This is a genomic window from Thalassospiraceae bacterium LMO-JJ14, from assembly GCA_021555105.2.
Lineage (GTDB): Bacteria > Pseudomonadota > Alphaproteobacteria > Rhodospirillales > Casp-alpha2 > UBA4479.
This window is the reverse complement of sequence record CP134604.1, coordinates 3,266,813-3,286,769: the sequence shown is the minus strand read 5'-3', so window position 1 is coordinate 3,286,769 and position 19,957 is coordinate 3,266,813. Positions and strand designations below refer to the sequence as shown.

Genomic DNA, 19,957 nt, shown 5'->3' with positions numbered 1-19,957 from the left:
CTCACAAAAAACGTTCGATGTAGCGATAAAAGGCACCGACCCGGCTCGGGTGCTGGCGGAAATCGCGTAAAACCTGGCCGCAGCTTTCCTTGGATTTGCCGTCCTGTGCCTTGCTGGCGCGGGCCTGGGCTGTCCTGAAGGCTTTCACGGCCTTGGTCGAATCCTGATCGTTTGCCGTCACGTACTTGAACATACGCTGGATTTTCGATGTCAGCGCTTCCACATCCTCGCCACAGGCTTCGGCGCGGCCGGTCAGGGTGCCGAAACCATTGGCAGCCTTGAGCGCATCGTCCAACGGCACCATGGGCTTCACCGAGACGGGCAGCGCGCGCATGGTCTTGAAGCGGGGGTCGGCATGAATAATTTCCGCCTGCGCCGGATTGCAGGCATCGCTCAGCGTATTGCAGACCGAGATGCGGGCAAAATAAGTGGCCCACTGCTCGCCGGTGCGGGGCGAATTGGCCGGGCTGCCGGGGTCGTCCTTGTGACCGAGCCAGGTCCGCCGGACGGCGAAGGTATAGAAATCGCCGATGTAAACCTTCCCCATGGCGAAAAGCGCGGTGCCGGGGGCGGTATCCTTGACGGTGCTGCATTGCGCGGTGAAGGACGCCGTGGTGCCGATGACGCCCTTGTCGCGTTTGATTTCCGACACGGTGGGCTTGGCGCACTTGGTGGTCATGTCCTTGGCGATCTCGCGCGCCGCCAGTTGTGCGACGCGGTCTTTCTGGTTCTCGCTGCGGGTCACGACGATGCGTTCGATAACGCCGCCCTCGATCAGGAAATTCCTGCGCCATTCGCGCCTCACGCCCTTATCTGTCTTTTCGGGCGTGCCGCCGGTCCAGTTGGGCGGCGGCGGCGCAACCAGCACTTCGCCGTTGAACGCGGACTGTGCCTCTGCATGCCCGGAGAGGCAGGTCAAAGCAACGGTAAACGCAGACAGGAAGCGAATTGATTTCATGGTTCACTTATACGCGGATCGCACGTTGAAGAGAAGCGGAAGCCGGTAAGGCTTGCCATTCCCGCATAAAAAAAGAGAGGCCCGCGAGCCTCTCTTTTAAAAACGAATTCGATTCGCACGTTGAAGCGGATCAGTGCAGGCGATCCGGTAATTGATTGATCGCATCTTCGACCAGCGCGTCGGCTTTCTCGGAACTCAGATTTTCGCTGAGAACCTGCGAGGTCGCGGCGATAGCCACTTCGACGGCGCGGGCACGAACCTGATCGATGGCTTGCTGCTCGGCCATCGAGATTCGGTCCATCGCCAGCTTTTCGCGGCGTTCCAGCGATGCCTGAATCCGCTCGCGGCCTTCACGGTCCATGCGTTCGGCTTCTTCCTTGGCGTGGCGGATGATCGCCTCGGCTTCGCCGGCGGCATCGCGCTGCTTGCGCTGATACTGGGCCAGCAAATCCTGCGCTTCGTTGCGCAGCCGTTCGGCTTCGTCGAGCTCTTTCTTGATCTTCTCGGCACGCTCGTCGAGGGCCTTGGTCGCCATTTTCGACACCGGCTTGGTGACGGCAATGATAAATACAACCAGGGCAACGGCGACCCAAAATGCGGGATCATGTAACATATCGTTCCCCTCAGCCCTTCAGAACGCCGTCGACGGCGCTCTCGACCTTGCCGCCCTGAGGCGCTTCACCGGTCAGTTTCTGAACCGCTTCGGCGGCGACATCGATGGCCACTTCGCGAACGCTTTCCATGGCCTTGGTAACTTCGGCGGCAATGGCTTTTTCGCTCGCGGCGATTTTGGCATCGAGTTTATCGCCCAGTTCGGCTTCTTCCTTGGCGGCGGCTTCGTGCAACTGCTGCTGGATTTTCTGAATGTCGGCGTGCGCCTCGGCGCGCGCGTCGGCCAGTGCCTTTTCATAAGACGCAAGCGTTGCTTCCGCCTCACGCTTGAGGTCTTCGGCCTTTTTCAGATTGTCTTCCAACCGCATCTGCCGGGTTTCCAGCGCGTCGGAGATCTTCGGCACCGCGATCTTCCACATAATGAAGAACATCGCGGCAAACGTGATCGCCAGCCAGACCAGCTGTGGTGCGAATGTGGTGACGTCTAACTGAGGCATGACATCCCCGCTTTAAGCGGCGGACTTCTCAGGGGAGCGGACCATACCGTTCCGCGGCCCCCTCGAAACCAGCCGGTAAATCAACCGAACAGAATGACCAGTGCGATAACCAGCGCGAACAGTGCGATGGCTTCGACGAGGGCGAAGCCCAGCATCGTCATCGGGAACACCGCGCCCTGAGCGGACGGGTTGCGGCCAACGGCCTGGATGAACGACGCGAAGATGTTACCGATACCGATACCGGAACCGATAACGCCGATAACGGCGAGGCCGGCACCGAGGAGCTTTGCAGCTTCAAGTTCCATGGGTCAGATCCTTTCTAGTTTAGTTCAAAAAGTTAAAAACGTTATCTGTGTGACTTAGTGAAGATGCAGTGCATCGTTCAGGTAAAGGCACGTCAGAATGGTGAACACGAACGCCTGCAGGAAGGCGATCACGAATTCGAGGCCCGTCAGCGCGACGACGAAGACGAACGGCAGCCAGCCCGCTGCGATACCGAGCGAGATGATGAAGCCGGCGAACACCTTCAAGAGCGTGTGACCGGCCAGCATGTTGGCGAACAGTCGGACGCTCAGGCTGATCGGGCGCGACAGATAGGAAATGATTTCAATCGGGACCAGCAGCGGCGCCATCACGATCGGCACGCCCGGCGGCATGAAGAAGGCCAGGAAGTGCAGCTTGTGTTTGGCGATGGCGATCACGGTCACGCCGACGAAAATGAAGAACGCCATCGCAAAGGTGACGGCGATATGGCTCGTAAAGGTGAACGCGTAAGGCATCAGGCCCCACAGGTTGCCGACCAGAACGAACATGAAAATCGTGAAGATGAACGGGAAGTACGGACGGCCTTCGCTGCCGACGGTATCCTTCAGCAACCCGGCGATGAACACGTAACTGAGTTCCGCCAGTGATTGCCATCGCCCGGGGACCAGCGCGCTCCTGCGCATACCGCCGACCAGGAACAGGCTGACAGTCGCGACCGTCAGCACCATGAACAGCGATGAGTTTGTGAAAGATGCGTCGATGCCCGCGATATTGATATCCACGAGCGTCTTAATCTCGAACTGTGCGAGTGGGGAATGTCCCTCAGCCACGTCGATCTGTCCCTTTCTCGGGCGCCGCGGGCGCTTCATTCCCGGACGCGTCTTCTTTTTCTCTATAGCCCATGGTGTTACTCATACCAGAGGCCATGCGATAAACATTCATGACACCGGCGGCGAACCCCAAAATGATGAACACCACCATGACCCAGGGACGCGTATCCAGCCACTCGTCGAGGACCCAGCCAATGGCCAGCCCCACAGCCACGGCGGAAACTAACTCGACAGACACCCGAAAAGCAAGCCCTAGAGCCGTCTGAGGCGGCCTATTTACGTCACTTTTCCACAGCCGCCGCGATTCCTCGGTTTCCTGGGCTTTTTTCAGCTTCCGCCCGAAATCGTCGAGGTCACTCGGCGACCGCTTTGAGGTCTCGTCATCGGATGTCATCGGTAACCCCCGAGGCGTTACTCCGCCTCAAAAAACGACCATGCCACCCCGTTTCCGTCCCTTGGTCCCGGGTGTTGTATCAAAATAACCCGTCCCCGCAAGCTTTGATTTCGCGGGTGCGGGATTCTTCCCTCTCCCAAGGGAGAGGGCGGGCCCGCGGGCGTCAGCACGTGGGAGGGAGAGGGGCTGAACGGACCGGATATCAGGCCGTCTGCCGGATCTGCTCGGCTTTCTGCAGGTCGACCGAGACCAACTGCGAGACGCCGCGTTCCGACATGGTGACCCCGTAGAGCCGGTCCATGCGGGCCATGGTCATGCGGTGGTGGGTGATGACCAGAAAGCGCGTGCTTTCCTGCTTCGACATGTGTTCGAGCATGCCGCAGAAGCGGTCGACGTTGGCGTCATCCAAGGGGGCGTCGACCTCGTCGAGCACGCAGATCGGCGACGGATTCGTGAGAAACACCGCGAACAGCAACGACAACGCCGTCAGGGCCTGCTCGCCGCCCGACAGCAACGTCAGGTTCTGCATCTTCTTGCCCGGCGGGCTGGCCATGATCTCGAGGCCGGCATCCAACGGATCGTCGGCTTCGGTCAGTTCAAGGTGCGCCTGGCCGCCGCCGAACAGTTTCTGGAACAGTTCCTGGAAGTGGGTGTTCACCTCCTCGAACGACTGCAGCAGGCGCTGGCGGCCTTCGCGGTTCAGTTCGGAAATACCCCGGCGCAGTTTGTCGATGGCCTTGGTCAGGTCTTCGCGTTCGGTGGTCAGCGTCTCGATCTGTTCTTCCAGCTCGCGCATTTCCTGTTCGGCGCGCAGGTTGACCGGTCCCATGGTCTCGCGTTCGCGCTGCAGACGTTCGACCTTGCGTTCCGTCGGCTCCAGATCGGGCAGTTCCTTTTCCGGATCGAGCCCGGCGATTTCGAAAAGCTGGTCGGGGCGGCACTCGAGCCGGTCGTCGACGCGCTCGGCAATGGCGTGGCAGGTCTGTAAAGCCTGTTCGACGCTGCCTTCGGCGCGGACCCGGTTTTCCCGTGCGCGCGCCATGTCGGTCTCGACGATGCGCAACTTCTTGTCGGCTTCGGCGAGACGGGTTTCGGCGGTCTGCAGCTTGTCGGCGGCATCGCGGCGGTTCTGCTCGGCGGTTTCGATTTCACCCAGCAGCGCCTGGCGCTTATGATTCAGCGCCGCCGGTTTCGCTGCCAGTTCCTCGCGCACGGCTTCAAGTTCGGCGCGGCGTCCGGTCAGCTCTTCGAGCCGTGTGCCGGAGGCTTCCTTGCGGTTGGCCCAAGATTGCGTCTCGCGCTGGATGGCGTCGAGCCGCTGGGCGCGTTCACGGGCCATGCGTTCGATCTCGTCATGGCGGGCGCGGCATTCCATCAGGTGCGTGCGCAGTTCGCCGAGCTCGGCGCGCAGCGTTTCGATCTGCGCGCGGTCGCCTTCGACATCCGGCAGCGCCGCCAGTTCGGCGCGCGCTTCTTCGAGCTGCCCGCTGGCTTCGCCCAGGTCGGCTTCCTGCTGCGTGATCTGTTCGTTGACGGCGGCCAGGCGCGAGCCGTGCGCGGCCATCTTTTCCTTGATGCGTGACAGCGCTTCGCGAATGGCGGTCAACGCCTGTTCTGTGTTGCGTACATCGACGCGGGCGGCCTGCACGGCTTCGCTGCGGGTCTGCACCGCATCGCGGGCGCGTTCGAACGCGGCGTCGGCATCGGCGAGGCGCTGGTTGGCGCCGACGGCCTGGCCTTCGAGATCGCGGAGCCGGTTGCGCTGTTCAAGGCGGCGTGCGGCGGATGTGGTGGCGCCGGCGGCGATGGTGTAGCCGTCCCAGCGCAAAAGCGCGCCGTCACGGGTCACCAGCCGCTGGCCCGGTCGTAGCTGGCTGAGCATCTGCTGTGCCGCCACCACGGTATCGACGACGCCGATCTGCGACAGCCGCCGGGCCAGCGCCGGGGGGGCCTGCACCCATTGGCTGAGCGGGGTCGCACCGTGCGGCAGGGCCGGGGCGTCGGTGAGCGGCGGCAGGGCGCGCCAGTGTATGTCGGCGGCCTCGTCGATCGGTGCTTCGATTTCGTCGCCGAGCGCGGTGCCCAGCGCAACCTCGAAACCCGGCTCGACGGTGATCGCATCGATTAGCGGCGGGAACATGTCCGGATCGCCGGTATCGAGAAGCTTCGACAGCGCCTCGCGTTCGGCGGCCATCTTGGTCGCGGCGTCGCGGGCCTCGTTCAGTGTCGCGCGCAGGGTTTCGCGTTCGGCCTCGGCGGTCTTATGGGTGACTTCGGCGGCTTCGAGAACGGCGTGCGCATCGTCGACGGCGGTCTGGGTGCGGACAAGGTCGGCCTCGGCATCGGAAAGCGCGTCGGCTTCGGGGGCGTCGGCCTCAAGGCGCTGGCGCTCGGCGCTGAGTTCTTCGAGACGGCCGCCAAGGCGGTTCTGGCGCTGGGTCAGGTCTTCAAGGCGGCGCTGCAGGGAACCCCGCCTGGCTTCGCTGTCGGCAACGCGCTGCGTCAGTTCCGACAGGGACGCTTCATGTGCTTCGACCGCAGTGCCGGCGTTGCTCAACTCGGTACCCGCGCGGGCACGGTTTTCCTCTTCGCCCTCGCGCGCCGCTTCGATGGCGGCATGTTCCTCGGCAAGGCGAGTATGCGCCGCTTCGGCATCGGCAATGAGCGACTGCTCGCGCGTCGTATCGGCGATGGTTTCCTCGATGCGCAGACGGGTATCTGCGGCCTGGGCTTCGATCCGCTGTTCTTCCTCGTCGAGACCGTCGCGGGCGATGACAAGACGCTGCAGTGCAGCCCCGGCGGCGGCTTCGCTGTCGCGGAGCGCCGGGATGTCGGCGGCGGCCTCGGCCTGTTCGGTGCCGGATTCGGCGACCAGTACACCGAGCTTGTTGACCTCGGCCTCGACTTCGCTGAGGCGCATCCGGTACTGCTCAAGGTCTTTCTCGGCGGTCGTCCAGCGGAGATAGAACAGGGTTGCCTCGGCGGTGCGGATCAGATCCGACAGATTGCGGTAGCGGGTTGCCTGGCGGGCCTGTTTCTTGAGGCCGTTCATCTGCGCTTCAAGGGTGACGAGAATATCGTCGAGGCGCTCGAGGTTGGTCTCCGCCCCCTTGAGCCGCAGCTCGGCCTCGTGGCGGCGCGAATGCAGACCGCGGATGCCGGCCGCTTCTTCGAGCAGCAAGCGGCGTTCGGTCGGCTTGGCGGCGATCACCGCACCGATCTTGCCCTGCGAGACCAGCGCGGTCGAACGCGAGCCGCTGCCCTGGTCGGCGAACAGCAACTGTACGTCGCGCGCACGCACGTCGGCGCCGTTGATCTTATATAATGAGCCTTTTTCGCGCTCGATTCGGCGCGCGATCTCGAGATCATCGCCTTCGCCGAACTGTACGGGCGCGCCTTTCATGGCGTTATCGAGGGTCAGCACCACTTCGGCGACATTACGGGGCGGCCGGCGGTCGGTGCCGGAAAAGATGACGTCGTCCATTTCGCCGCCGCGCATCTGCTTGGCCGAGGTCTCGCCCATGACCCATTTCAGGGCCTCGACGAGGTTCGACTTGCCGCAGCCGTTGGGGCCGACAACGCCGGTCAGACCGGCGTCGATGTCCAGTGTCGTCGGTTCGACAAAGGACTTGAAACCGCTCAGGCGCAATTTCTTGAAATGCAGCACGCTTGTCTTCGCTCCCATAAACCCGGCCGGCGGCCCGTGACGGGGCCATATACACAAGGCCTAAGGCCCTGACTATACCGCATAATATGCAAATATGGCGTTTTTTTGTCACATTTGCACAATATGTGGTGGGACTATAGGGGGGCGCTTCACCCCGAGTCGAGCAGTTTCAGCGCACATATCTGGGGATAAGTTTTTGCCAACCCCACAGCTAACCTCTCCCCTGCAACGCGGGGGAGAGGGCAGGTAAGGGCGGTTATTGCGCGGCTTTGAGGGCGGCGTCGATGACGGCCTTCAGTTTGTCGACGTCCTGGGCGTGCTCGACTTCCTTGCCGGCGACGAAAATGGTCGGTGTCGCGGCAACGCCGAGTTCCTCATTCGCTTTGCGCGCCTTTTCATTGATCGCGTTCATCAGTGTCGAGTTGCGGATGCACTGATCGACATCGTTCGGCCCGAGGCCGGCCATGCGGGCGACCATGCCGAGCGCCTGCAACGGATTTTCCGCATGCCCCCACTGCTTCTGGGTATCGAAGAAAATATCGACCATGCCTTCGTGGCGTTCCGGCCCGGCGCAGCGCGCGATCATGGCGGCGGCGAGGCCCGGCGAGTTGGTCGGAAAGTCGCGGAAGATGAACTTCACCTTGCCGGTGTCGATGTACTCTTTCTTGATGATCGGATAGACGGCGCTGTGGAAATGTTCACAGGCCGGGCACGACAACGACGCATATTCGATCATCTCGACCGGCGCGTCGGCCTTGCCGATCACAAGCTCGGTCATGGCGGCTTCGGTGTCGACGATCTTGGCCTCTGCGACCGGCGCAAGGCCGACTGCGAGGACGGCGGCGCAAAGGGCCAGAAGGGTGCGGCGGGGCATCGTCATGAGGGGGTCTCCATTCCTTGGGCGAATTCGTGTGTCATGTATCTTGTTAACGGTTGTGTTGTCCATTTATACGCTGCGCGGCACTTAGTCTTTTCCTGTTGCGCGGCTCTTGTTATTTGTCCGCGGCGCGGCGGCGGGAAACATGCTCGCCGAGACGGATCAGCGCGTCCTTGAGCTCGTCATCGCCGACACCGGTCAGGCTTTGTTCGATCTCGGCGCGGCGTTCGGGGCGGATCGCCGGCAGCGGCGGACGTTTGTCGCCGCGCGGTTTAGGCAACGGGCCGTGAATGATCTTGATGTCGCCGACGGCCTTGAAGCCGAAGAAGCGGTTGATCCGTTCCAGCAGGATCGGCTGGAAGTGAATGACCTCCGTCGCCAGCGCGCCGTTTTCCAGGATCAGGTACAGCGTGCCGGGCTGCGAACGGTCGCGCGGAAAACGGATACGGTCGGGCAGGCTGTGCGCGCCGATAAGCTCGCCGGCGATGCTCGGCCATTCGGTGACGATGGCGGCGTCGACGAAGCCCCGCTTGTCCAGCGCCTTGCGCGTCAGCCCGGATATCATCCGCCCAAGCGGCTGCGTGCGGGCGCGCCGCGCGGCCTGAATGCCGTTAGTGTAACCGGATTGCGACATGGCGGGTGAGGGTTCCTGTAACCGTTGCGTGGTCATGCAGTTGTTAAGCGCCCGGGTGCTGTGGGCGCGGCAAATGGTAGGGGCCGGATTGCGCCGGGGCAAGGGGCAGCATGTCTGCTCGCGATCTTGTGTTCGCTTCCTTGTGTTCGCCGGTCTGGCGCAGTATGGCCAGAGACCATGGCAACAGGGCGATGCGAACAGAAACCGTGAAAACCGATACCGGACATATCCGAAAGGCGCTCCTTCGCTGGTACGATGCGCACCGCCGCGATCTGCCGTGGCGCGCCGGTCCGGGCGCTCGGCCCGATCCTTACAAGGTGTGGCTGTCGGAAATCATGCTGCAACAGACCACGGTGGCGACGGTCGGCCCGTATTTTGGCGATTTTATGGCGCACTGGCCCGATGTCGCTGCGCTGGCGGCGGCCGATCTCGACGCAGTGCTGGTGGCGTGGCAGGGGCTCGGCTACTACGCGCGGGCCAGGAACCTGCACAAATGCGCGCGCGTCGTGGCGGCGGAACATGGCGGCGTGTTTCCCGATACCCGCGAAGGCTTGTTGCAGTTGCCGGGGATCGGTCCGTACACAGCGGCGGCTATTGCCGCGATTGCCTTCGAGGTGCCGGTAATGCCGGTCGACGGCAATATCGAACGGGTCATGGCGCGGCTGTTCGGCATCGATACCCCGCTGCCCAAAGGCAAGGCGGCGATCGCGGCCCGGGCGGAAGTCTTCGCCGATCCGCACCGGCCCGGCGATTTCGCGCAGGCGATGATGGATCTGGGCGCCACGGTATGCACGCCGGCGTCTGCGAAGTGTCTCGTCTGCCCGCTCAGTGAATTTTGCCAGGCCAGGGCGTCGGGCAACCCGGAGCGCCTGCCGGTACGTGCGCCAAAAGCGAAACGCCCGGAGCGCCGCTGTGTCATGTTCTGGCTGGAGAACCCGAAAGGCGAGGTGTTGCTCAGGAAACGGGCCGAAACCGGCTTGCTCGGCGGCATGACGGAACTGCCGTCGACGCCCTGGGTCGAATTCGGGCGCGAACAGGACTGGCCGGAAGCGGACGAGATTTCGGCGCATCGGCCGCTGGATATCGACTGGCACGCGGTCGACGGCGAGGCGGTGCATGTCTTTACCCACTTCCGCCTGACGATCCGTGTGCTCAGAGGTGAATGCCGTGCCGGCGCCAATGCCGACGGTTTCTGGGTCCGCCAAAAGGATTTCGCCCAGCACGCCTTGCCGACGGTCATCAAGAAGGCGATGAGGCTGGTGTTGGAAGGCGAATAATCAATCCCGTCATCCCGGGCGGTGCGGCGTTAGCCGCAAAGACCCGGGACCCATTTTGATACGCAGTCAATCATGCGCCATGGGTCCCGGATCGTAAGTCTCGCAACCAAAAACGTACGTTTTCGGGCTCGGCTGACGTCCGGGATGACGGACAGTGATTTAGCTTGCAGTGACCGCGCGTTTGAAAACGGCGATGTCGGCGGCGAGGTTCTGTTCGATAAAACGGGTCAAGGCCTGCGCCTGCAGGATCGCCTGGCCGCGCTCGGGCAGGGCCAGGACCCGGTCCAGTTCGACGAGGGCGTTGACCTGACGGCACAACCCGTGCCGCTCAGCCCATGCCTGAAAGGCACGCGCCTCGCGCGTCAAGGACAGGACGTTCCCGGCGACGGCAAGCGCGCACATCTGCCGGGCCCGGCTTTCGGGGTCGGGGTCCTCGCTCATCAGCGCGCCCAGTACATGCTCGGCACCGTCCTTCGCCACGAGGTCATCGACGGCGCGGCGGTCGAGCAGGTCCCAGGTGAAATTTTCGTTCATGCTCATCAGTCGTCATATTGTATCAGGGCTTCGAACGGAACGCCTACTTTTTCGCGGCCGCCGAGAAACGTCAATTCAATGATGCAGGCGGCACCGACGACCTTGGCACCGACCTTGTCGAACAGGGCCAGCGACGCACCCATGGTGCCGCCGGTCGCCAAAAGATCGTCGAGCACGACAACGCGTTGGCCGGGCGCCACGGCGTCGCTTTGAATCTGGATCGTGTCGGTGCCGTATTCCAGTTCATAGTCATGGCTGATCACCTCGCCCGGCAGCTTGCCCGGTTTGCGGATCATGCAGAACCCGAGGCCGAGCTTCGCGGCCAGCGGTGCGGCAACGAGGAAGCCACGCGATTCCACGCCTGCCAGCACGTCCGGCTGATAGGCGGAAACGATCCGGGCCAGCCTTCCCAGCGCCACCTGCCAGGCATCGGGATGCGCCAGCAACGTCGAAATGTCGTAAAACAGAATCCCGGGCTTGGGGAAGTCCGGTACGCCGCGAATATGTTCTTTAAGGTCCATCTACGTCTCCATGAAATGTGCGCGCATCCTAGCATGACCGGATCGGTGCGCAATCCTGGCGTGGGGACTGGGTATTGCAAGCCCCTGGTGTTGCAAGCCCCTGCCAAACATGATTGCCTCTGATCTAGCGTTCATTGGGTAGGGAGGCCCGGACCATGTCATCCAGCACACACGTTTTTCACCGCGCGCCGAAATCGTCGATGCCGACGGCGGTCAAGGGTGACGGCATCTATGTCATCGACAGCGCCGGGAAGCGTTATCTGGACGGCTCCGGCGGTGCCGCCGTGTCGTGCCTCGGACACTCCGACCCGGACGTGATCGCCGCGATCAAGGCGCAACTCGACGAGATCGCCTTTGCGCATACCGGCTTCTTTACATCGGCACCGGCCGAGGAGCTGGCCGATTTCCTGATCGACCGTGCGCCCGGCGACGAGACCCGCGCCATGCGCGCGGCGTATTTCGTGTCCGGCGGTTCGGAAGCGGTCGAGGCGGCATTGAAAATGGCGCGTCAGTATCATCTGGAACGCGGCGAGCCGTCGCGTGGCCGCTACATCGCGCGGCGCCAGAGCTATCACGGCAACACGCTGGGCGCGCTGGCGGTCGGCGGCAACGTGTGGCGGCGCGAGCCTTATGCGCCCTTGCTGGTCGAAACCTCGCTGATCGCGCCGTGCTACCCATACCGCGATCAGGGCTCGGGCGAGAGCGAGGAAGAATACGGGCTGCGCATCGCCAACGAACTGGAGACGGAAATCCTCCGCCTCGGCCCGGAAAACGTTTCCGCCTTTATCGCCGAAACGGTCGGCGGCGCCACTGCCGGGGTGCTGCCGCCGGTTGCCGGCTACTTCAAGCGCATCCGCGAGATCTGCGACCAGTACGGCGTCATTATGATCCTCGACGAGGTCATGAGCGGCATGGGCCGTACCGGGACCCTGTTCGCCTACGAGCAGGACGGTGTGGTGCCAGACATCGTTTGTATCGCCAAGGGGCTCGGCGCGGGCTACCAGCCGATCGGTGCGACACTGGTCACCGACAAGGTTTATGACACTTTCATTCAGGGCTCGGGTGCATTCCAGCACGGCCATACCTACATGGGCCATCCGACGGCCTGTGCCGGGGCGCTGGCGGTGCAGAAGAAAATCGAAGACCGGAACCTGCTCGATGCCGTCAAGCGTCAGGGGGCGCTGCTGGTCGACAAGCTGCATGAGCGTTTCGGCAACCACGCGCATGTCGGCGATATCCGCGGCCGCGGTCTGTTCCAGGGCATCGAACTGGTCAAGGACCGGGCCACCAAGGAGACCTTCGATCCGTCGGCAAAGCTCAATGCACGGATCAAGAAGCACGCCTTCGAGGCCGGCCTGATCTGCTACCCGGGCGGCGGAACGGCGGATGGCGCACGCGGCGATCATGTGCTTTTGGCGCCGCCATTCATCATCACCGATGCCCAGCTCGATGAGCTGGTCGACAAACTGTCCGGGGCGGTTGAGATATCGCTGGCGGAAATCAAGGCCTGAGCGGGCCTTTTTGACACGGCAAGGGTTGGCTTGCACGCCCCCCATGCTGTGTTACACTTTTTCTCAATAATGACAGACGGGATGAAAATGACCGCGTCAGGGAGCATGAAAACCGGGGATTCTGCCAACACAGTGGACAGCATGGATCATGATGTGCATTATATCATGAATCATGGTGTTGGGAGGCGCCCTGTTATCAAACCCATATCAGAATTCGTACGTTGGCTGCCCCCTGTGCAGGGAGCGTTTTCGGCAGGGAGTTGCAGCGGGCGATTGGCCGGGCGTTAGCCCGGTCGTTGTATGGCCGGTCAAGAAGACCGGCCGTCATTCGGCAGTGTCAGTTTCGGGGATAACCCGGCAAGAACATGATGCCTTAAGTGATTTGGAGAGCTTAACTGAATCAAAATCTCAAGGAGGAGTCACATATGTACTTCAAAAAAACACTGGCGGTTAGTGCCGCCGTTATCGGCATCTCGCTCTGCGCGGGCTCTGCTGACGCAGCAGGGAAATTCATCTCGATCGGTACCGGCGGTGTCACCGGGGTTTATTATCCGACCGGCGGCGCGATCTGCCGTCTGGTGAACAAGAGCCGCAAGGAACACGGTATCCGTTGCTCGGTGGAATCCACCGGCGGTTCCGTTTACAACATCAACACCATCCGCGCCGGCGAGCTGGACATGGGCGTTGCTCAGTCCGATTGGCAGTATCACGCCTATCACGGCACGTCGAAGTTCAAGGACCAGGGCCCGTTCAAGGAACTTCGCGCGGTGTTCTCCGTGCATGCCGAGCCGGTGACCATCGTCGCCCGCAAGGACGCCAATGTTAAGCAGGTCATGGACCTCAAGGGCAAGCGCGTCAACATCGGCAACCCGGGTTCGGGTACCCGTGCATCCTGGGAAGTCATGGCCGATTCGCTTGGTTTCGGTTCCGACGCGCTGGCGCTGGCCACCGAGTTCAAGTCGTCCGAACAGTCGCAGGCGCTGTGCGATAACAAGATCGACGCCTTCTTCTTCCTCGTCGGTCACCCGTCGGGTTCGATCAAGGAAGCGACCACGTCGTGCGAAGCGAACATGGTCGTTGTCGACGGTCCGGCCATCGACAAACTGGTCGCCGACAACTCGTTCTATCGTAAAGCGACGATCCCCGGCGGCATGTACACCGGTACGCCGAACGACACCGCGACCTATGGTGTCGGCGCAACGTTCGTCAGCTCGACCAAAACCCCGGACGACACCGTTTATGCCGTCGTCAAGGCTGTGTTCGAGAACTTCGGAACGTTCACGAAACTGCACCCGGCTTTCGCCAATCTGAAAAAAGAAGAAATGGTGAAAGACGCACTTTCCGCACCGCTGCACGGTGGTGCCGCCAAGTACTACAAGGAAGCCGGCCTGGTTAAGTAATCGGGCAGGCCGGGGGCGGGCTTCGGTCCGCCCCCGGTTCCTTTTTCGTTAAGACATTTTACCGACATCAAACAAAAGCCGGAACAACCGGCATCTTGATTTCGAAGAACAAGCGGCAATAACCGCCGCATACAGGCGCTACAGGGGTGCTTCACGAGGCCGGCAGGACCGGTCGGGGCGAGAAGGAAAAAACGAGAATGAGCGAACAGAATTCAACGGCGGCAAAGCCGGAAATCGATCTCGACGAGCTTGTTGCATCATCCGATACCGGGGGCCGTAATCCCGAAGGCGGTGTCGGGAAGTTTCTGACCATCATCGCAATTTCATGGTCGGTTTATCAGCTCTGGATCGCTTCGCCGCTGCCGTACATCTTTGCGGATATCATTCCGATCCCGAACAACTCGCACACGCGCCCGACGCACCTGAGCTTCGCGATCTTCCTGGCCTTCATGGCGTACCCGGCGTTCGCCAACTCGCCGAAGAACCGCATTCCCGTCATCGATTGGGTGCTGGCCATCGTCGGCACCTGCTGCGCGGCGTATCTGGCGGTATTCGCGACCTCGCTCGCCGACCGCCCGGGACTGCCGAATACCGCTGATCTGACGGTTTCCGCGATTGGCCTGGTCTGTCTGCTGGAAGCCACGCGCCGTGCGCTCGGTCCGCCGTTGATGATCGTCGCCATGGTTTTTGCGTCCTATATCTTCTTCGGCGAATACGCGCCGGATATTATTGCCTGGCAGGGGGCGTCGTTTAACAAGGCGATGTCGCACCTTTGGATCACCCAGGAAGGCGTGTTCGGTATTGCGCTCGGTGTTTCCACCAGCTTCGTCTTCCTGTTCGTGCTGTTCGGCGCGCTTTTGGACAAGGCCGGCGCCGGCAACTACTTCATCAAGGTCGCGTTCGCTGCATTGGGCCACCTGCGTGGCGGCCCGGCCAAGGCGGCCGTTCTGGCCTCGGCCATGACCGGCCTGATTTCCGGCTCGTCCATCGCCAACGTGGTGACGACCGGGACCTTCACGATCCCGCTGATGAAGCGGGTCGGGTTCAGCGCCGAAAAGGCGGGATCCGTCGAGGTGGCAAGCTCGGTCAACGGTCAGATCATGCCGCCGGTCATGGGGGCGGCTGCGTTCCTGATGGTCGAATATGTCGGCATCTCGTATCAGGAAGTCGTCAAGCACGCCTTCCTGCCCGCCGTCATTTCCTATATCGCGCTGTTCTACCTGGTTGACCTGGAAGCCGCCAAAAACGGCATGAAGGGGCTGCCGAAATCCGGCCCGATGCGTTCGGTCATGCAAAAGGTCAACGGTTTCCTGATCGGCATTGCGGTAACCGCCGCAATGGCCACGGTCACCTATTTCGGCATCGGCTGGATGAAGGATGTTTTCGGCGACAACGCGGGGCTGGTGCTGACGGTTGTTCTGCTCGCGATCTATGTCGTGCTGGTCCGGTTTGCCGCGCAGTATCCGGATCTGGAACTGGACGATCCGAATGCCGAGGTGGTCGAACTGCCGGAAATGGCACCGACCGCGAAAACCGGTTTTCATTATCTGCTGCCAATCGTGGTGCTGGTCTGGTTCCTGATGATCGAACGCAAGTCACCGGGCCTGTCGGCATTCTGGGCGACGGCGCTGCTGATCTTCCAGGTGCTGACGCAAAAACCGCTGAAGGCGTTTTTCCGCGGTGAAGGGGATTATGCCGGGGCCTTCAAATCCGGTTTTGCCGATCTGTTGGCCGGGATGGCCGACGGTGCGCGCAACATGATCGGGATCGGTGTCGCCACGGCGACCGCCGGGATCATCGTCGGTGCGGTGTCGCTGACCGGGATCGGTCAGGTCATGGCGGAACTGGTCGAATTCCTGTCCGGCGGTCACCTGATGGTGATGCTGATTCTGGTGGCGATCATCAGTCTGATCCTCGGCATGGGCCTGCCGACGACGGCGAACTATATCGTCGTGTCGTCCCTGATGGCCGGTGTCGTGGTGCAGTTGGGCGCGCAGGAAGGTCTGATCGTGCCGCTGATCGCGGTGCACCTGTTCGTGTTTTACTTCGGCATCATGGCGGATGTGACTCCACCGGTGGGGCTTGCGTCGTTCGCGGCGGCAGCCGTGTCCGGGGGCGACCCGATCAAGACCGGGTTCGTCGCATTCTTCTACAGCCTGCGCACCGTGATGCTGCCGTTCCTGTTCATCTTCAACACCGATCTGCTTTTGATCGATGTCGGGTGGCTCGACGGTATCCTGATCTTCATTATCGCCACGGCGGCCATGCTGGTCTTCGCGGCGGGCACGCAGGGATATTTCTTCGCGCGCTCCAAGATGTATGAATCGGTTCTGCTGATCCTGATCGCCTTTACCCTGTTCCGGCCCGGTTTCTGGCTCGACATGGTGTGGTCGCCGTATCATCAGGTCGACGCGACGAAGATCGATGAACTGGCTGCCGAGATGAAGTCGGGTGCCGATATCCGCATCAAGGTTGGCGGCGAGGATCTCGCCACCGGACAACGTGTCGAGAAGTTCGTCGTCCTGCCGCTCGGTGAAAAGATGGATGACGGTCACGAGCGGCTGATGTCGCAGACGGGCCTCGGTCTCGAGGAGCAAGACGGCAAGATGATCGTCGCCGATGTCGGCTTCGGCAGCCCGGCGGAAAAAGCCAAGATCGATTTCGACTGGGAGGTCCTGATCGTTGAATTGCCGACCGACCGCCTGCCGAAGGAAGTCTTCTGGCTGCCGGCGCTCGGTCTGTTGGGGCTGATCATCGTCATGCAACGCAGACGGGCTAAAGCCGAAGCGTGATAACGTCTTACGGTTCCATGCGAAACGCCGCTCCTTCGGGGGCGGCGTTTTTTTCAGGGCTGGAAGTTCATCCTTCGAGACGCGTGCAGCTACTTCGGCCGCACCAGCTCTTCCCAGATCGACTGTCCCTTGATGAATTGCCGCCAGGATTTCTGGACCCGTGAATAGGGCCGGCTGGATTTCTGCATTTCCTGGGCCATCTCGTCCCAGGTCTTGTGCATGGCGTCGGTGATCTCGACGGGCCAGGGCTGCACATCGGCGCCGGATTTGATGATCTGCTTGAGCGCTTCGAACTGCAGGGCCTCACCCTCGGCAATGGCATGGCGAATATTGTCGCTGCACGCGGTCGTCAATTGCGCGCGTTGCACTTCGGACAACGAGGTCCATTTTTTCTCGGCCATCAGCAGAATGAAAACCCGTGCCGGTGTGCGCCAGCCCGGCATGTAATAGGTCCACCCGCCGCGCGCCGCGCCCAGCGCCAGATCGATATGCGGCGCCGAAATCTGCGCCCCGTCGAGCAGGCCGGATTCCAGGGCGATGAGGGTTTCGTCAAAGGAGAAATCGACCACGTCGGCCCCCAGCCGTTCGTACATCCCGGCGGCGAGGCCGTTGGCGCGGATGCGCAGGCCCTTGATGTCTTCTGTCGTTTTCAGCGGCTTCTTGAACCAGCCGCCGGCGGCGTGCGGCACGATTCCGCAGGTCATGCCGCCGAGGCCAAGCTCGGCCAGCCGTTCGTTCAGTTTTTCACGCCCGCCGCCGCCTGCCATCCATCCCAGATAGGCCGCGACCGAGGCGCCGAAAGGCGGCCCGGCCAGCAGCGACATGGCCGGGTCACGCGCGGCGAGCACGTCCATATCGGTGAAGTAGGCGTCGATCGCACCGGATATCACCGCGTCCAGCGCTTCGCCGTCCTTGACCAGCGCCCCCGGCGGATTGAAGCGGATATCCAGCGATCCGTCGGAAATCCGCCAGACGTTTTTCTCGAGACGTCTGGCGAGGGTGCCGTGACCGGCGAGCGCTTCCGCGTAGGTGCTGGCCATGTTGACGCGCAGGGCCGGCCCCGTGGCCGCTGTTTCGGCGACAACGGCAGGGGCGGGGGGTGTCGTGGTGCTTTTCTGGTCTGTTTCCTTGTCTGTTTTCTGGCTGTCCGTCGCAGCGGCAGGTGCGCCCGGGGCGGCGGAGTCCGTGAGGCCGATTTCCTGTTTCACGTTGTGTGCAAGTCGGGGCGCGATGACCGTGGTGCCGAGAACGATCCCGGCGACAATTCCGATAATCAGGCCGATGACGGCGTTGCGCATGTATCCCCCTTGAACGAGACCCGGCGGCTGGACCGCCCTTGAGCGCATAGCGATAGCACTGTTCGGGGTGGAACTTCCAGTGCCTGGGTGCAGATGCCCGCCGCCGTCACGGCGTGGCGGTTTTCAGGGACTGCTCACAGGCGCACGGCAGGATAAATGAAAAAGGCCCCCGGCGTGAGCCGGAGACCCTGTTTCATTGGTCGGAGTGAGACGATTTTAACCTCCGACCCTGTTTGAATTCTGTATGCTCAGGTTAGATTAAAATTCTGATTCCTTGAAGCAAATCATAAGGCGGACTCCCTTTGCTGAGACTGTAAGATTAGTACGTTTTAACGGTAACAATCCATTCAAAACCGACTATTCGTAAAGATAATGATGTTTCTCAAACGTTTTCTAATCAAAGGGTATGTGTCACTATTTGTGCCATCTTTCAAGAGTTGACGTGCAAATGTTACCTAAGATTAATCTTACATTCTGAGTTTTAAGGGCGCTCATGCCCTACACAATAAGGTAAGGTGAAATTATGAAAAAAGGGTATAAATTGCCGGGTATCAGCCTTCTTGTACTCGGATTAGTCTTATATATACTCGATCAGACACTCGCGCCAAAATATATAGCTGAATACGCGGCGGGCTCCAAAGAAATCACTCCAGCCATTATAAATTTCATATTTGGGGAGTTAGGGGTTGGAGCGATAGTCATTGTTTCTGTGTGTTTAGGTGGAGCTTACCTCGTTTTTGGTGACTTGGTATCCAGCCTATTGTCAGAAAAAATATCCGACTCAATAGATAGTATCACTAAATCAGTTGATGATGGTTTTAAAAACATGTCGGATACGCTTCTCACGGGAGTCGTTAATCTTGAAACTGACATCATTCTGTCATGGATTAGGCATGGGAAAGCTACCTTAGAGGATTATAAGGAAATCGGCATATTAAGCTTAGCAAAGCACTATGGCGATCATGCTGAAGGAGTGGGAGGGTATCTTGATTATGTCACCACTCAATTTCTTGATAAGTCGATGCCTAAGGAGAGTGTATACCGGCAAGGATATCGAGCTACAGTAAACATTAAGAAAATTCCTGTAAGTGCATATACCCGTTGGTCGGAAGTTAAGAGATACGAACTGGTGACTCATGGTGTCGGAATTAAGCACAATGTGAAATCATTAAGCATTTTTCCTTGCGAGAAAGATAATCTTTTAGAAGAGATGAATAATTTAGATATAAAATTAGAGATCGAAGGAGAAGATCCAATATTAGTAAATAAAGAAAATCAAAAAGATATAATTCAAAAAATTATTTCAAAAAATAAATATAAATCAGAAGATGGTTGCGTATTTGCATATTATGAAAAGCCTTTTCTAAAGATTGCCATAGAAAAAGAAATAATTCTGAACAAGATGAACACTAAAATATCTATTACGGAGGAATCAGTATTATCACCTGAGGATAATAGTTACATTCTTAGCTTACCTGAGCCGGTGAAAAGTTTTAATTTCAATTTTTCATCATCGGAGGACTATGTGATTGAAACGGTAAGCGTTGGCCCGTCACGATACTATCGAAATGCTGATGAAAATGTTGATATCAAAGGATGGCCAGGAAATGAAAGAATGGTTTCGATTGATATTGAGAAATGGGTGCTACCAGGCATCGCTTTGACGCTTCTTTGGAGGGATTCTCCTGATCCTCAAGCTCCTGAGAATAAACGCGCTTAAAAAAGTAATCTCTTTCCTGGGTCATTTGTATCAGGGGGGGGCTGTACTGACAGCCCCCCCTGTTTCATTGGTCGGAGTGAGAGGATTTGAACCTCCGGCCCCTGCCTCCCGAAGACAGTGCTCTACCAGGCTGAGCTACACTCCGTCTGGGCCGGCGCGCTTTATAGACCC

General features: G+C 60.2%; 17 protein-coding genes and 1 tRNA gene. 5 read left to right on the top strand and 13 right to left on the bottom strand.

The window, feature by feature from the left end:
• Window position 1 precedes the first annotated feature (1 nt).
• The 9 genes from L2D14_15580 to L2D14_15540 form a co-directional block, all read right to left on the bottom strand.
• Window positions 2-958 (bottom strand): hypothetical protein, encoded by a 957-nt coding sequence (locus L2D14_15580; protein ID WNJ99278.1) that lies wholly within the window; start codon window positions 956-958, stop codon window positions 2-4.
• Between the two features lie 130 nt (window positions 959-1,088).
• Complete coding sequence (locus tag L2D14_15575) at window positions 1,089-1,571, bottom strand: F0F1 ATP synthase subunit B (GenBank protein ID WNJ99277.1); 483 nt, start codon at window positions 1,569-1,571, stop codon at window positions 1,089-1,091.
• A gap of 10 nt (window positions 1,572-1,581) precedes the next feature.
• Window positions 1,582-2,067, bottom strand: coding sequence for a F0F1 ATP synthase subunit B' (locus L2D14_15570; protein WNJ99276.1), 486 nt, complete (start codon window positions 2,065-2,067; stop codon window positions 1,582-1,584).
• 80 nt (window positions 2,068-2,147) lie between these two features.
• A complete protein-coding gene (locus tag L2D14_15565; GenBank protein ID WNJ99275.1) occupies window positions 2,148-2,372 on the bottom strand; it encodes a F0F1 ATP synthase subunit C in 225 nt (74 codons plus the stop codon).
• Window positions 2,373-2,426: 54 nt separating this feature from the next.
• Entirely contained in the window at window positions 2,427-3,200 is a 774-nt protein-coding gene (locus L2D14_15560; protein WNJ99274.1) for a F0F1 ATP synthase subunit A, read from the bottom strand.
• Entirely contained in the window at window positions 3,154-3,555 is a 402-nt protein-coding gene (locus L2D14_15555) for an AtpZ/AtpI family protein (protein WNJ99273.1), read from the bottom strand. The genes L2D14_15560 and L2D14_15555 overlap by 47 nt, the downstream gene beginning before the upstream one ends.
• 202 nt (window positions 3,556-3,757) lie before the next feature.
• On the bottom strand, window positions 3,758-7,240 hold the full coding sequence (gene smc, locus L2D14_15550; GenBank protein WNJ99272.1) for a chromosome segregation protein SMC: 3,483 nt from the start codon (window positions 7,238-7,240) through the stop codon (window positions 3,758-3,760).
• Window positions 7,241-7,478: 238 nt separating this feature from the next.
• Window positions 7,479-8,102, bottom strand: a complete 624-nt coding sequence (locus L2D14_15545) for a DsbA family protein (protein WNJ99271.1) — start codon at window positions 8,100-8,102, stop codon at window positions 7,479-7,481.
• Window positions 8,103-8,214: 112 nt separating this feature from the next.
• A complete protein-coding gene (locus L2D14_15540) occupies window positions 8,215-8,733 on the bottom strand; it encodes a DciA family protein (GenBank protein WNJ99270.1) in 519 nt (172 codons plus the stop codon).
• Between the two features lie 191 nt (window positions 8,734-8,924).
• Between L2D14_15540 and mutY the strand changes: the two genes are divergently transcribed.
• Window positions 8,925-10,010 (top strand): A/G-specific adenine glycosylase, encoded by a 1,086-nt coding sequence (gene mutY / locus L2D14_15535; GenBank protein WNJ99269.1) that lies wholly within the window; start codon window positions 8,925-8,927, stop codon window positions 10,008-10,010.
• Between the two features lie 159 nt (window positions 10,011-10,169).
• Here mutY and L2D14_15530 read toward each other — a convergent pair whose 3' ends face one another.
• Both L2D14_15530 and L2D14_15525 read right to left on the bottom strand, forming a co-directional pair.
• Window positions 10,170-10,550 carry a hypothetical protein gene (locus tag L2D14_15530; protein WNJ99268.1) on the bottom strand — a complete coding sequence of 127 codons (381 nt, stop codon included), beginning with the start codon at window positions 10,548-10,550 and terminating at the stop codon, window positions 10,170-10,172.
• A complete protein-coding gene (locus L2D14_15525) occupies window positions 10,550-11,065 on the bottom strand; it encodes an adenine phosphoribosyltransferase (GenBank protein WNJ99267.1) in 516 nt (171 codons plus the stop codon). The genes L2D14_15530 and L2D14_15525 overlap by 1 nt, the downstream gene beginning before the upstream one ends.
• Before the next feature lie 155 nt (window positions 11,066-11,220).
• Here L2D14_15525 and L2D14_15520 point away from each other — a divergent pair, with 155 nt between their 5' ends.
• The 3 genes from L2D14_15520 to L2D14_15510 all read left to right on the top strand — a co-directional run bounded on the left by L2D14_15520 (window position 11,221) and on the right by L2D14_15510 (window position 16,768).
• A complete protein-coding gene (locus L2D14_15520; GenBank protein WNJ99266.1) occupies window positions 11,221-12,576 on the top strand; it encodes an aspartate aminotransferase family protein in 1,356 nt (451 codons plus the stop codon).
• Window positions 12,577-13,001: 425 nt separating this feature from the next.
• A complete protein-coding gene (locus L2D14_15515) occupies window positions 13,002-13,976 on the top strand; it encodes a TAXI family TRAP transporter solute-binding subunit (protein WNJ99265.1) in 975 nt (324 codons plus the stop codon).
• A 197-nt stretch (window positions 13,977-14,173) separates the two neighbouring features.
• The gene (locus L2D14_15510) at window positions 14,174-16,768 is read left to right on the top strand and encodes a TRAP transporter permease (protein ID WNJ99264.1); all 2,595 of its coding nucleotides are present in this window, start codon (window positions 14,174-14,176) and stop codon (window positions 16,766-16,768) included.
• An 89-nt stretch (window positions 16,769-16,857) separates the two neighbouring features.
• On the opposite strand, the gene dctP is transcribed toward L2D14_15510, so the two are convergent.
• Complete coding sequence (gene dctP / locus L2D14_15505) at window positions 16,858-18,066, bottom strand: TRAP transporter substrate-binding protein DctP (GenBank protein WNJ99263.1); 1,209 nt, start codon at window positions 18,064-18,066, stop codon at window positions 16,858-16,860.
• A 523-nt stretch (window positions 18,067-18,589) separates the two neighbouring features.
• Between dctP and L2D14_15500 the strand changes: the two genes are divergently transcribed.
• On the top strand, window positions 18,590-19,786 hold the full coding sequence (locus L2D14_15500) for a hypothetical protein (protein WNJ99262.1): 1,197 nt from the start codon (window positions 18,590-18,592) through the stop codon (window positions 19,784-19,786).
• 68 nt (window positions 19,787-19,854) lie between these two features.
• Here the strand turns inward: L2D14_15500 and L2D14_15495 are convergent.
• Window positions 19,855-19,931: transfer RNA gene (locus tag L2D14_15495), tRNA-Pro, on the bottom strand.
• Between the last annotated feature and the right edge of the window lie 26 nt (window positions 19,932-19,957).